Origin of the sequence: Pedobacter aquatilis (assembly GCF_030409415.1) — a bacterium.
Classification (GTDB): domain Bacteria; phylum Bacteroidota; class Bacteroidia; order Sphingobacteriales; family Sphingobacteriaceae; genus Pedobacter; species Pedobacter aquatilis.
Genome location: NZ_JAUFPW010000008.1, coordinates 141906 through 156069, shown reverse-complemented (window position 1 = coordinate 156069; position 14164 = coordinate 141906). Strand labels below are relative to the sequence as shown.

Annotated in this window: 10 protein-coding genes; 2 read left to right on the top strand and 8 right to left on the bottom strand. The window is 32.4% G+C overall.

Annotation, left to right across the window (positions count from 1 at the left end):
- Positions 1-9: 9 nt before the first annotated feature.
- From QWY86_RS01785 to QWY86_RS01760, 6 genes are read right to left on the bottom strand one after another with little or no spacing between them, the layout of a single operon-like run.
- Positions 10-915 (bottom strand): methyltransferase domain-containing protein, encoded by a 906-nt coding sequence (locus QWY86_RS01785; protein ID WP_290238069.1) that lies wholly within the window; start codon positions 913-915, stop codon positions 10-12.
- Positions 916-926: 11 nt separating this feature from the next.
- On the bottom strand, positions 927-2741 hold the full coding sequence (locus QWY86_RS01780) for an ABC transporter ATP-binding protein (RefSeq protein ID WP_290238067.1): 1815 nt from the start codon (positions 2739-2741) through the stop codon (positions 927-929).
- Between the two features lie 19 nt (positions 2742-2760).
- Positions 2761-3576, bottom strand: a complete 816-nt coding sequence (locus QWY86_RS01775) for a methyltransferase, TIGR04325 family (protein ID WP_290238065.1) — start codon at positions 3574-3576, stop codon at positions 2761-2763.
- An 8-nt stretch (positions 3577-3584) separates the two neighbouring features.
- The gene (locus QWY86_RS01770) at positions 3585-4682 is read right to left on the bottom strand and encodes a DegT/DnrJ/EryC1/StrS family aminotransferase (RefSeq protein ID WP_290238063.1); all 1098 of its coding nucleotides are present in this window, start codon (positions 4680-4682) and stop codon (positions 3585-3587) included.
- Positions 4669-5031 (bottom strand): sugar 3,4-ketoisomerase, encoded by a 363-nt coding sequence (locus QWY86_RS01765; RefSeq protein WP_290238061.1) that lies wholly within the window; start codon positions 5029-5031, stop codon positions 4669-4671. Before QWY86_RS01765 ends, QWY86_RS01770 begins: the two co-directional genes overlap by 14 nt.
- On the bottom strand, positions 5019-5891 hold the full coding sequence (locus QWY86_RS01760; protein ID WP_290238060.1) for a beta-1,6-N-acetylglucosaminyltransferase: 873 nt from the start codon (positions 5889-5891) through the stop codon (positions 5019-5021). The genes QWY86_RS01765 and QWY86_RS01760 overlap by 13 nt, the downstream gene beginning before the upstream one ends.
- 260 nt (positions 5892-6151) lie before the next feature.
- Between QWY86_RS01760 and QWY86_RS01755 the strand changes: the two genes are divergently transcribed.
- Together QWY86_RS01755 and QWY86_RS01750 are read left to right on the top strand one after the other, a co-directional pair.
- On the top strand, positions 6152-7066 hold the full coding sequence (locus tag QWY86_RS01755; RefSeq protein ID WP_290238058.1) for a glycosyltransferase family 2 protein: 915 nt from the start codon (positions 6152-6154) through the stop codon (positions 7064-7066).
- Between the two features lie 8 nt (positions 7067-7074).
- The gene (locus tag QWY86_RS01750; RefSeq protein ID WP_290238056.1) at positions 7075-8241 is read left to right on the top strand and encodes a glycosyltransferase family 2 protein; all 1167 of its coding nucleotides are present in this window, start codon (positions 7075-7077) and stop codon (positions 8239-8241) included.
- Position 8242: 1 nt separating this feature from the next.
- On the opposite strand, the gene QWY86_RS01745 is transcribed toward QWY86_RS01750, so the two are convergent.
- Both QWY86_RS01745 and QWY86_RS01740 read right to left on the bottom strand, forming a co-directional pair.
- Positions 8243-8929: a 4'-phosphopantetheinyl transferase family protein gene (locus tag QWY86_RS01745; protein WP_290238054.1), complete on the bottom strand. Its 687-nt coding sequence runs from the start codon at positions 8927-8929 to the stop codon at positions 8243-8245.
- Between the two features lie 11 nt (positions 8930-8940).
- Positions 8941-14157, bottom strand: a complete 5217-nt coding sequence (locus QWY86_RS01740; RefSeq protein ID WP_290238052.1) for a non-ribosomal peptide synthetase — start codon at positions 14155-14157, stop codon at positions 8941-8943.
- Positions 14158-14164 lie beyond the last annotated feature (7 nt).

Genomic DNA, 14164 nt, shown 5'->3' with positions numbered 1-14164 from the left:
ATGCGGATTTTAATATTTGTATTTAACCCTATTCTTAATGCCTCGCCAAAAAATTCCTGATTTTAACCTATATAAAAATTCTTTAACTAAATTTTTGTTTGTTATACCTGCCAATGGACTCACAAATGGCATGTTAGGGTCTACAACGGCAGGATTTGGAATTTCTTGCCATAAAACATTTCCGAGATTATTAAAATTTGGAACTTTTCTTTTCGACTTTGCCAATACAGCTTTTCTTGATACCCAACCTTGCATGTATGGCGGGTATCTAACAATTTCTATTTCATCATAATATGGTTGAAATAGTTTAATGAAATGTCCTATATGTGGTGATACCAAATGTTCATGAAAGATATTTGTTTCAGCTTCCAACCATGACCAGGTAACACTAGTTAAGTCTAGCTTCCCACCAAATACGTCAATTTGCATTTCGTAAGGAATTGTAACATTTGGTCTAACATCTTCCAAATCTACTATAGGTAAAAAAACATCACCTCCAACACTATTCCAAGACATGATATTATTTACAACAGTTTCTACTTCTTTTACTGAATTTACGTAACAATAAGCGCCCCACATGCAACTTATTAACGACCACCTGTTGTGCCACTCAGGTACATCATCTCTAAAGTCGCCATTTTTAAAAAACTCCGCTGTAGGATTATCTTTTTCAGCAAGCTGAAGCATTTTTGGAGAAATATCCAACCCAGCTCGCTTCGTATTAGGGAAAAGACTCAAAAAGTATCCGGTTCCACAACCCAAATCCAACCATTCGGTTTGTTCATTAATTAGTGTTTTAAAAACATTAATTTCAACATCTGAACTAACTTTAGAAAAAGGATTTAATAAATATCGCTCATTGTAATCATTTGCATATTTGTTATTATATATCTGCCAAAGGTCTTCTTTTTTCATTGTACATTAAGCTAATTTTTTGTTTGCGTTTCTGAATCTATATCTTTCTTAAATAAGAGCGCATAATCTCCATCTTCTTTTATTAGTTTTTGATGAGAACCTTCCTGTTTTATTTCTCCGTTAGAAATTACATAAATGTAATCTGCATGTTCTACTGCCGAAACTCTGTGGCTAATAACTAATGCAGCTCTTGTTCCGATTCGTTTACGAAATGACTGAAAAAATTCTCGTTCAGAAAATGCATCTAAAGCACTTGTTGCTTCATCTAATATCAAAAGCCGTGCAGGACTATATAGTGCCCTTGCAATTGCTAATTTTTGCCACTGACCAATGCTCACTTCATGTCCATCATCAAATAATCTTCCCATCATTGTTTTGTAGCCATCGGGAAAATTATCAATGTACGCATCAGCACCAGAATTTCGGGCGGCTTCTACAATCTTGGCATTATCATGTTTAGCATCAATGTTGCCAAACTTTATATTATCCTCTGCAGAAAAATTGTAACGGCCAAAATCCTGGTAAACCACACTTACTTCCTTATGGTAATCGTTTAAGCTGAAGTTTTTAATGTTTATATCATTAATATTAATTGAACCTTGCGTAGGATCGTAAAGTCTTGATAATAGTTTTATTAAAGTTGTTTTACCTGCTCCATTTAAACCAACTATCGCAATGATTTGGCCTGAAGGAATGTTTATATTAATATTATTTAACACTGGTTTTTTACCATGAGGGTATTTGAATGAAACGTTGTTAACCAAAATATTTGATGCTTCTTTGGGAATTTCTACAGTGTTTTCCTGGTCGGCAATTACTGGTTTCAAATCAAACAACTCGAAAATACTTGTTACAAAGATGTTGTTTTGATATAATTTGGATATACAGGCTGCTAAAGCCTGCATATGATTAAACGATTGAGGGAAAACCACTAGGAATAGTGTAATATCGCCTACACTGGTTTTGCCGGTTATTACACCATTAGCAATAAAACCCACACAAGCAAAAAAACCAACAGTGGCTAAAATTGTAGTAATAATCTCATTCAGCGTACTTATTTTACTTATTTTCAGCTTTTCTGATAACAGATTTAGTCGGATGTTTAAATATAAATTTCGTAGATAATCACCAATTCTTAAGCTTCTAATATCTTTTGCCGAAGTATCTGAGGTTATCAAACTACTTAGATAAACAGATTTTCTTTCCATAGAAGTTTGCTGCATCCTCCAACTATGTAACCTTTCAGCAAATTTAATTCTAACAAACATTGTTGGTAATACAAATAAAATAAGCAGGGGAAATAAAAACCAGTCTATCGATAAGATTACCGAACCCAATGCTAATAACATCATTAGGTTTTTTAAGGTTTCAATTAGGTTTGTTACAACTGCGTTTGGTCGCTCAGGTCCCGCTTCTTTAGCTCTTTTTAAAATGTCAAAATATGCAGGGCTTTCGTAAAACGAAAGATCCAATTTAATCGCACTAGCATGAATTTTATCGTCAATATATTCTGAAACGCGTGCCGCCTGAACTTCTGTAGTGTAAGCAGACACTGATTTTGATATGGCATATAATACAGCAGAAATAGCAGCTAGCAAAACATACATTAGGATACTTTGGCTGTCATGCAAATTTACTTTAGCCAGCTTATCAATTAGAACTTTTAAAAAATATAAAGAACAGAAAAACAAAGCACTTTCTACAATTACCATGGTTACTGAAATAATTGTAGATTTTGGTGCAACAGACCAGACCAAACCTAACGTGCGCTTAATGTTAAGGTTTGTTTTTAGTTTTTTAACCTTTTGAGTAAAAGAATTAATCATTTATAAATAAAGTATCTTGTTATTTTAATTTCCATAAAGAGCCTTCGTATCTAAATGGTTTAAAGTTTACATAGTATTTTTGTGGTTCAGAAACAAATTCAAATTCCTTTTCGTAATTTATTGCCAATTGATTTTCTAATTTCCTTTTACTGAAAAATGTACATGGATAAGAGGCTTCAATTCCATAAAAAACCGGTGGTACGTTTTGAATTGTAATTCTATCTTCGTCTTTCTCATCATTATATCCAACTAAATCAAACATTAAGTAAGGGATATTAAAAGATTGAATATGCTCAAGAAGATTGTATGGATTTTTAATATATTGTAGTGAACTTGAAAGTAAAAGTAAATCTGGATTTTGATTTTCTGCCAGGCATTCTTCGATATTGTAATAAAATTTTACATGCTCGTTTTCGAAAGCATCCTTACCAACCTTCACATAGTTATCCTGTTCTATTATGCACCACTTTAGCTCAGTTAAATGGTTGAGATATTTGATGTTTTGGTAATAAGATGTTCCAAGCGAACCTCCAAAATCAATAATCGTTATTTTATTATTGTTTTTAGAAGCTATTAATAATAAGGTACTTAGCAAATGATGATTAATAAAAATTTCATCATAAATTAAACCGTCCCTTTCGTAAACAGCTTTTTTATCTCTAACCTTTCCGGTAGTTTCTATAATCCTTTTTAAAATGTGATTTTCATCATATCCTTTGCATTCTTTCTGAGCATCTTCAAATGTTTTAAAGTTTCCTTTCCAGCCATATTTAAAGCTGTACCAACGTAAAGTATTAACTATAGGTGGGGCCAGTTCTTTAAGAAGATAATGCATATAGGGGATTAATTAAATTTGTTTAGAACTTCAATAACTTTCATAATATCATTCTCAGTATGAGCAAATGAACATGGCAAGCTTAATGTTGTTGCATGTATTTCTTCGGATATTGGATAATATAAATGATTAAGGCTTGATAGTGCCCTTTGTTTATGTGGGGCAACCGGGTAATGAATTTCAGTATCAATATCATTATCCAAAAGATATTTTTTTAATCGGTCACGCTCTTTATGCCTTATATTATAAATGTGATATACGTTGTAAAAATCATTATTTATCAAAGGTTTAACGAAATTATCTGATAAATTGTTTTGATATAATTCTGCAAACTTTCTTTTATGGTTATTAATAACGTTTAATTTCGGGAGTTTAACTCTTAAAAAGGATGCCTGAAGTTCATCTAATCTAGAGTTATAACCAATTATTCCGTTATGGTATTTTTTTTCAGAGCCGTAATTTCTCAGTTGTTTGAGTTTAGTATAATCTTCTTCCGATTTACAAATTATCGCACCGGCATCTCCTAAAGCCCCTAAATTTTTGGTTGGATAAAAGCTAAAGCAGCCAAAATCTCCAAATGTACCAGCTAATTGATTTTTATATTTTGCGCCATGAGCTTGAGCACAATCCTCAATAATTTTTAGATTATGTTTATTTGCTAATGCCATTATTGGCGACATTTCGCAACATTGACCGTACAAATGAACAACCATAATAGCAACCGTTTTGCTCGTTATAGCTTCATTTATTTTTTCTGGATCAATATTATAAGTATCGATTTTTGGCTCTACAAAAACCGGAACCAAATCGCATTGTAAGATGGATAAAATGCTGGCTATATATGTATTTGAAGGTACTATTACTTCATCGCCTTTTTTAAAATTACTGCAATTTAAAGATAGGATTAGTGCATCGAGGCCATTGGCAACACCAACTACAAATTTTTCGTTATGATATTCGGCAAATTCTCGCTCAAATTCTGCAACTTCATTTCCTAATATATACCAGCCGCTATCTAAAAATTTATCAAATTTATTTTTGAAATCTTTTTCGAATGACTTATTAAGAAGGTTTAAGTTCTCATATGGTATTCTAGTATGGCTCATAAATATAATCTTTAGGATCGAATGCTGTAGAAGCTAAAACCAAAAGAATAGCATCAGTAGAAAAATCGTGCATTACATGCCAGTCTTTAGGTTCTAAAATCAAACATTTTTCCGGAGAATCTAAATCGAAAATCTCTTGTTTCTCTCCATCGTTATTGGAAATTTTGCAAGAACCTTGTATGCAAATAGCAGCTTGGTAAGTATTGTGATGTCTGTGTCCACCACGGTCTGAATCATCTACTGCGTAGATATAGAATAATCTCTTAATTTCAAAATCGACTACTTTATCAAGAACAGTTAAAATCCCGCGGCTGTCTTTAAATGTTGTGAGGTTAATTATGTGACCCATGTAAAAAGTGTGAGAAGTGTTAATAGTTTGGCATCAATTAAATCTAATAATTTGCCACTTATATCTTTATTTACCTTTCGGGTAAAAAGCATATCTGCTTCTTTTATTTTTTCAAAATCAGTTTCGTCTAAAACTTTAGGATTTGCGCCACCTAAAGACCAATCTATGTACCTGTAATTATTATTTACAACTTTGTGCTTAAGGTTTGAATTAAGTAATATCGTTTGGAAAACAAATTCGTCGCTAGCCCAGCATAGCGAAAAAAAGTTTATTAATTTTTTATCTTGTTCTACTTTGTTAACTACGTACATAGCTGTCTCGGGGCTTAACATCCAAAACATAGATTTGCCATAAGGATGCAGATTATAGGGCATTTTTCTCTTAGGCATTATATAGTTTAGAATATTTTCAATCGTATTTTTTCCTTTAAATGAGTAATTAGAAAGAAAGTATTTTTCCATTCTTATTAACCCTTCTTTCCAATCGTTTTTAATGTCTCTATAGCTTAAAAACTCTTTGCCAATATTTTTAGAAAAAAATAACATTATCTCATCGGCCGATTTTAAAGGATAATCTTGTCCGCTTAAAAAGTTAATATAATCATACTTGATTCCAGTATTTACGATTTCTTTTATACACTCAAATGTGGCTTTAACAGTATTGTATCCAGCCCATTTTACATCTACTCTATTATTGATAAAATAAACATTGGATATACTTTTTAAAAACAAATGAGGATTTATGTCAAATTTTTTATCAACATGAATATAAAAATCAAAATCTTTATGCTCCATGCTCTTAATCATTCTTTCGGTTTGCTTCGGATCTGTATACGTTAATATTAGATGAGCTATGCGCATAATGTGTTTTTAGGTATGATATACAGTTGAATTCAAATACTTAAATCCAACTTGTATTGTAAAATTTTCATGAGAAGATTTACATACCAAATGTATAAATATATTATGTAATAAGCTTTAAAAAATTGTTCAAAAATGAAGTGTCTATGTATAATTTCGGATACTTTAATGCTTTAAGGTTTTTGTGATTAAAATTAAATTAGAAAACTTTAGGTTATTAATTTATGATATCAATTATCTAATCTATATTTTTACAATTCATGAAATCGGTCTCTATTGTAACAGTAAATTTTAATCAGCGTCAGGTTAATATAGATTTTTTAAAATCTATTAAAGAACACCCATCTGAAAATTATAAAATCGAAATAATTTTAGTAGATAATGGTAGTAATGAACAGTTTGAGGATGAATATAGAGCCATTTTTCCTGAATTATTATACATACGCTCTGATAAAAATCTTGGTTTCGCAGGCGGTAACAATTTGGGTATAAATGTAGCTTCTGGCGATTATCTTTTGCTTTTAAATAACGATACAGAGATAACTTCTGGTTTTATAGATACAATGGTAAAAGAGCTGGAACAAAATCCTGAAATTGGATTGTTATCTCCATTAATTTTATATCATGATGCGACAAATACTATTCAATATGCCGGTTTTACAGATATGAATTACCTGACTTGCAGGAATAAAGGAATTGGCAGCATGGAAATTAATACAGGACAGTATGATGGTGATAGTCGAGAAACCGGATTTTGCCATGGCGCTGCTATGCTTTGTCGTAAAATAGATTTAGCAACTGCAGGGTTAATGGCCGAAGAGTTTTTTCTCTACTATGAAGAATTAGATTGGTGTGAAAAATTTAAAAAGTCTGGAAAGAAAATCTGGTTTACCGGAAAGGCAAAAATTTACCATAAAGAATCGATGAGTGTTGGTAAAGAAAGCGCTGTAAAAACTTATTTCATGACCCGCAATAGAATGCTTTTCATCAGAAGAAATACCAATTTATTAAATACTGTTTTGTTTAGCTTTTATTATATTTTTATAGCTTGTACCAAGCAAGTAATAGCCTATCTTTTAAAAGGCAGAAAAGACCTTATTAAATGGCTTATAAAAGGCTTGACCTGGAATTTTACTAATAAAATAAATAGCAAAACTTTAGGTATTAAAATATAATTTTCCCTATGATATTAGCTTTCTGGATTTCTCTTTTTATTGTATTTTATACTTTTGTTGGTTATGGTTTCCTTCTTTTCTTTTTAGTTAAAATAAAAAGGATTTTCGTTAAAGAAAAATTATTTACCGACCAAATTGAACTTCCTACTGTTACCATATTGGTTGCAGCCTATAATGAAGAGGATATAATTGAGGATAAAATAAAAAACACGCTCGAATTAGATTATCCAAAGGAGAAGCTACAAATTATATTCATTACCGATGGTTCTTCAGATTCTACACCAGAAAGGATAAAGCATTTTTCCGAAATATTTTTAATGCATGAAGATATCAGAACCGGAAAAATGGCGGCGATTAAAAGGGCAATTCCGAAGGTTGAAAACGAAATTATTGTTTTTACAGATGCGAATACGTTTCTAAATAAACAAGCCATAAAAGAATTGATTAAGCATTATCAAAATAAAAGGGTAGGAGCTGTTGCGGGTGAAAAGCGAATTATGGTTGATGAATTTGCCGATGCAAGTTCTGCAGGAGAGGGCTTTTACTGGAAATATGAATCTTATCTAAAGAAATGGGATTACGAATTGTATTCGAACGTTGGTGCGGCAGGAGAATTGTTCAGTATCCGGACAAATTTGTACCAACCTGTAGAGGCTGATTCTATTATTGATGATCATATGATTGCGATGAGAATCGCTGAAAAAGGATACATAATTGCTTATGAAGCTAATGCCTACGCAATGGAAACTGCATCTGCCAATACAAAAGAGGAATTAAAACGAAAAATTAGAATTGCAGCAGGCGGACTACAATCTACTTTAAGGTTAAAAAAAGCAGCAAATCCTTTTTACTATCCTTTATTAACATTTCAGTACATTTCTCATCGTGTGCTACGTTGGACAATTACGCCATTTTTATTAATTGCCATATTATTATTAAACATTCTTATTGTTGCCGAAACAGATTTAATACTTTACAAGACAATATTAATCGCTCAAGTGGTTTTTTATATACTTAGCTTAGCCGGTTGGTTTTTTGAAAGTAGGAACATCAAAATTAAAATATTTTTTATACCATATTATTTCTGTGTGATGAACTATGCTGTTATTGCTGGTATTTTCCGGTATATTAGAAAAAATCAAAGCGCAGCATGGGAAAAATCTAAGAGAAAATAGCTTAGAATTGCCAAAATTTGAAATGATTTTCTTCAGTTGATTGATAAGCAATACTTGCAATATAATCTCTTTGAACAAAGAAACTTTTTAATTCATAAAATTTGTCGCTTCGTTTAATGGAATTGGTGAGAGTATTTATTGTTTCCAGATTGTCAACCAAACCTTCTCCTGTAGCTTTTAATAGCGCTTCCTTTCTTGTCCAGATTGTGTAGAAAGTGTTCTTATGGGTTCTGACTAAATTTTCTTTTTCATCTGCATGAAAACAAACTTCTAAGATTGATTCAAAATTGAAAAATTTATCTGTAAATTCAACATCAATTCCTATCGCTTTATTGCTAACCGCAATTAATATTATCGATCCACTGTGCGAAACATTAAATTCTATTCCATTTAATTGCGGTTTCTTGTTGTTCTGAAAATCAAACTTCACGTCGACGGGCATGATGTTTATAAATTTTGAAAGTATTAACCTCAAAAAATACTTACTTGTAATAAATCGCTCTTTATCATTTAATTGAACATATTTCTCGGCCTTTGAAATTTCTAGATCAGACAAAACACTTTTGTAACTGGCCGATATATCTCTAAATTTTTCAGGAACATTAATTTTGAAAATATGTATTTGGGTTAAATCTAAATTCCATTCTACTGTTTGCCAATTAATATCCGGAGTTAATAGACTTTTCATTTAATCATATTTTAAATTGAATCAAGCTTTTTCTGAAGTATTTCTGCAAACATCTTATCATTTGGGGGGAATAGAAACGTTTTATGGTCGCCAGGTATTTCGTGTACCTCAACACCTTTTTTCGCAAATTTCCCCCAACCTAAATGAACAAGATCGTCTAGATAGTATAGTCTTTTGGCAACCCTAAATAACGTAACTTTTAAATCTGCTGGTTCCAAAAAGTAATTATTATGAGCAATATTGTAGTTTTTGTAAATTTCAGTTTCGTATGCTGTTAACACATCTTTTGTAACAGCACTATTGCTTCTAATTTTTTCAATTTTATTTTTAGTTACCGTCAGCTGATATTCTATCGCTTCTTTTGGACTATTTATGAACGATTTTGTGAAGAAAGGAACCTTGTTAAATTGACGTTTAACTTTCTTAAGTATATGATTTGCTTTACTATCTATTATCTCATTATTACCAGCGTAGGTATCCATAACGCCCAGGAGCTTAATTTCTTTGCCCATCATTTTCAATTCTTTTGCAATTTCAAATGCTATAAATCCGCCTAAAGAATAACCTGCAATTGCATACGGACCATTTGGATTTACTTCTAATATCTCCTTGATGTAGCGTTTCGCAATCTCATTCATGGTACTTGGCACATTAGTCTCATGGTTTAAACCTAATGCCTGCAAACCGTAAACAGGTTGGTCATCATCAAAATAGTTACTAATTGATTTAAATAATAATATGTTTAAACCGCCACCATGAATCAAAAATAAGGGCGTTTTAGAACCTTTAGTTTTAATCGGAACCAATGCATCCCAATTATATTCAGGTTTTTCGTCTGAAATTTGCCTTGCTAATTTCTCTATTGTAGAATTATTGAAAAGTGTTGCAATTGGAAGCCTTTTTCCTGTTGATTTTTCGATGGCCACCATAACTTTTACCGCTAATAATGAGTGACCGCCTAGTTCAAAGAAATCGTCGTCAGCTTTCAGGTTTTCTATTCCTAAAATTTCCTTCCAAATATCGGATACTAATTCTTCATTTTTAGAAAGATATTGTCTGGCTTGGGTATCAGAACCGATTGAGCATTTTTTTATCGCTGGTTTTGGTAATGCTTTTCTATCAATTTTTAAATTTGGAGTTAATGGGAACTTTTTTAAGCCTATAAATTCTTCTGGAACCATATAGGCTGGTAAAACTGCATTCAGATTACGCTTCCAGTCTTCGATTATTTCCTTTGGCAAATTAATTTCATTATTAGAAATTGGTGTTCTTGCAAATTCATAAATATTTTTCTTGAGTTCTTCTGGTGAGGCAAATTCAGGTAGTGTTAGTTCATTAGATTTTGGAATAAAAATAACGTCAAATAAACCATCTGTTCCATCAGTCGTCCATCTAACGTGCGTATTGTAATTTAATTTATCTCCCAAATCCCAGAAAAAATCAGGATCTTGCCCACCATGTACAGAGCTAATCTCTGATTTCACATCACGAATAAGCATTTCAGGGTTTCCTGAATCTAAAATTTTTAAAAGAGCATAATCCTTGGAAGTTCTGGAATTTGGGATATTTTTCACTTCAATAGCGATACCAGGATTATGATTTAGTATCTGTTCAAGTTTTACAATTTCATTAAGTTCATTCCAGGTTTTAGATAGTTGCGGCTTAACGGTTTTTACTTTTTTATTAATGTAAAGCCAAATATCGAAATGATATTTTGTGGTTTCATTTAAAGATGAACCCTTTCTTAGCTGAATGTCAACACCATTAATTTCTGGAAAAAGTTTTGGTAGAGCATAAAAAAATGCAGGGTCCGCAACAAATTCTTCCTCAATTCTTACACGGTTATTTACAATTTTTTTAAAAATTTCTATCGTATTTGAGTCTGAATCGCGTGGCAAATGATCCATCGCATGGCACATCTGCAGAGAATTTTTTCCTTGCATATCACCAATAAAAATACATCCTCCGTTAGTTATCGATTTAATAGACTGCCTTATTACGCCTAGCAGATAATCAGCATCTGCAAAATATTGAGCTACACTGTGAATTAATACCATATCAACTGGAGTATCTCCAATAGCAGAAAAATCATCAGCAGGAGCAGTAAATGCTTTTACATTCTTCCATTTTTCAGGTTCAGCCTTTAATTGCAAATTAATATTATTAATTGCGGCCTCGGCATAGTCAGTTGCAATATAATATTCTGTTTCAGGCGCAAGTTCATATAAAATTTGACCCGCACCACTACCAATTTCGTAGATTCTCTTTGATTTTTGTTCTTTTATTCTTGTTACAGAAGTTTCTATCCATTCAAAAGCTTGTCTTTTCAAATCATCACTGTTTTCAAGATGTTCTAACAAAACACCATCTATATTCTGCTCGGAAACATCAAGAGTTTGTTTGTTTTCTGCACCAATTTCATATAGCGTATCCCAATGGTCTTTCCATGCTGATTGTTTGTTAATAATATCTTCCTCATCCTGCCTGGTTATATAAGCAACCAAACGTTTATCACCTGAGTTGTCTTCTCTTGCTAATACAACAGCCTGCTTAACACCATCCTGCTCAGAAAGTATCGACTCAATTTCACCTAATTCTATTCTATGACCTCTTATTTTTACTTGATTATCGCTTCGCCCAAGACATTGAATTTCACCATTATCAATTATCTTACCTAAATCACCTGTCTTGTATAATTTTGCAAATTTATGTGGGCCAAATTCGTCATTGATAAATTTTTCTGAGGTTAATTCAGGTCTGTTAAGATATCCCGATGCTACGCCATCACCACCTATCAAAATTTCCCCAACCTGATTACGGGCAAGCTGATTTCCATTTTCATCTACAATATAAATCTGTGTATTATGGATTGGTAAACCGATTGTTAAATGTTTATCACTTTTCTTGATTCTTTTTATGGTAGACCAGATTGTAGTTTCTGTTGGGCCATACATATTCCAAAGTTCACTGGATAAATCCTCCAGCTTATCAGCTAAATCTTTGGGTAAAGCTTCTCCTCCAGATAGTATTTTAATAGGATGTTGTTTTTCCCAACCAGAATCGATCATCATTTGCCAGGTTGATGGCGTGGCTTGCATAATCGAAATTTCTTTTTCTTCCAAAATACCTAGCAATAATCGCCCGTCTCGGGTTGAATCTGTATCAGCAAGAACAAGTGTTGCCCCTGTTATCAATGGCAGATAAAGTTCTAAGCCCGCAATATCGAAAGAGATAGTTGTTATCGCCAGAAGCTTATCACTTTCAATTAGTCCAGGCATTTTTTGCATGCTGAGTAAAAAATTCGCCAGATTTTGATGCGTAATTTGAACTCCTTTTGGCATTCCTGTCGAACCCGAAGTATAAAGAATGTATGCTAAATCATCATGCTCAATTCTATCACTAAAATGCTTCGGCTCAAATTTATTTAAATGAAGCCAAAATTCTTCAATAATAAGTTCTTCCGCAGTTGTTTTATATTTCGATTTATTTTGAATTGAGTTTAATAAAAGTTTAGCTGCTGAGTCTTCGAGCATGAATTCAATTCTGTCTTGCGGATACTCCGGATCAAGAGGCAGGTAAACCGCCCCGATTCTTAAAATTGCTAATAAAGAAACCAGCATTTCTATTGATCGCTCAACTGATATAGCAACAATATCGCCCTTTTTTATTCCCTTGTTTTTTAAAAACGCACTAAGCTGGTCAACTTTAGTGTCTAAATCCCGGTAGGTAAGTTTTCTATTATTAAATTCGACTGCAGTTTTAGTTGGGAAATTTTCTACCGCTTTTGAAAATAAAAAGTCGAAATATTGCCCAGGCACAATATGCATTTCGTTACCATTAATTGATCTAACTTCGTCAGATGTACAAGTAATTTCACTTATTTTATTCGTTGGATTTAAAATAATCTTCTCAAGAAGCTTGCAATACTCCTCATTAAATTGATTTATCGTACTTTCTTTGAATAAACCAATATTGTAAGACCATTCCAAAATCAACCCATCCTTTGAACCTGTTGCATTTAAGAAAATTTCGAAATTTTCATACGCTCTTGGGTTGCTAATTAATTTATATTCCAATCCATCAAACTTTACGGCATTATCCATGCCCATGTCTATGTTAAATACAATAGGTACTAACGTAATTCTCGATGGATCTCTTGGGATGTAAAGCTTTTTAATAATTTCTCCAAAAGTAAGTCTTTGATGATCATAAGCGTCTAAAACTTCACTTTTTCGTTTCCTTAAGTAATCAATAAAAGAACTTTCTGTGTTAATTTTTGTTTTTAAGGGAAGTAAATTAACGCAATGACCAACTACATCATACAATTCTGTTGCCGATTGACCCGATGATGGTAAGCCCACAACAATATCTTTTTGATTTGTTTTTTGATAAAGGAATACTTCAAATGCAGCAAGCAATGTTGTCACCAAACTACATCCGGCTTTAGCGCCAACAGCTTTAATTTTATTAACAAAATCTTTAGATAATGGAAAATCAATACGGTTACCTTTATATGTTCTTGGTGATTGCCGCGGAAAGTCTGTTTCTAAATTAACAATCGGTACATTATCTTTGAAAATATCTAACCAGAAGTTTTCAGTTTTAATGAAATCTGTTGATTTTCTGAATTTTGCTTGAGCCAAAGCATAATCACTTATTTGCGCAGGGCGATTTAAAAATAAGGTTTCACCTTTACTGTAAGCATTATACATTTTGCTCAAATCTTCAAGTATAATACCTGTAGACCAGCCATCACCAATTGCATGGTGTTTTACTATTGTTAAAAAATGTTCTTTAGTTTTTAATCTGTGTAAAAAAACTTTAAATAGTGGCCCCTCATACAAATCCATTGAGCTATCCATTGCTTGTCTTACAAAAGATTTTAAAAATTTCTTCTGAGTGAGGTCGTCTAAATGACTTATGTCAACAAGACTGAAATCGACAGGAAAGTCTTTATATATAATTAATGATTCTCCGTTAGGGCTGATTGTTGAACGTAAAGCTTCATGGCGCAAAACCAAGTCATTTACTGCTTTACTAAGGGCATTAAAGTCTAACTCGCCTGTAATTTCTAAAGAAACAGACTCATTATAAGATAAATTAGCATCTTCGCCACCAATAATGCACGATAGCCATATTTCCCGCTGTGGCTCGCTAGTAACGGTAATTTTCTCAATTATCTTTACCTCCCCAAATGGGTCAAAATCAACTGGAGTAAAGTTGGGCATGATTGTA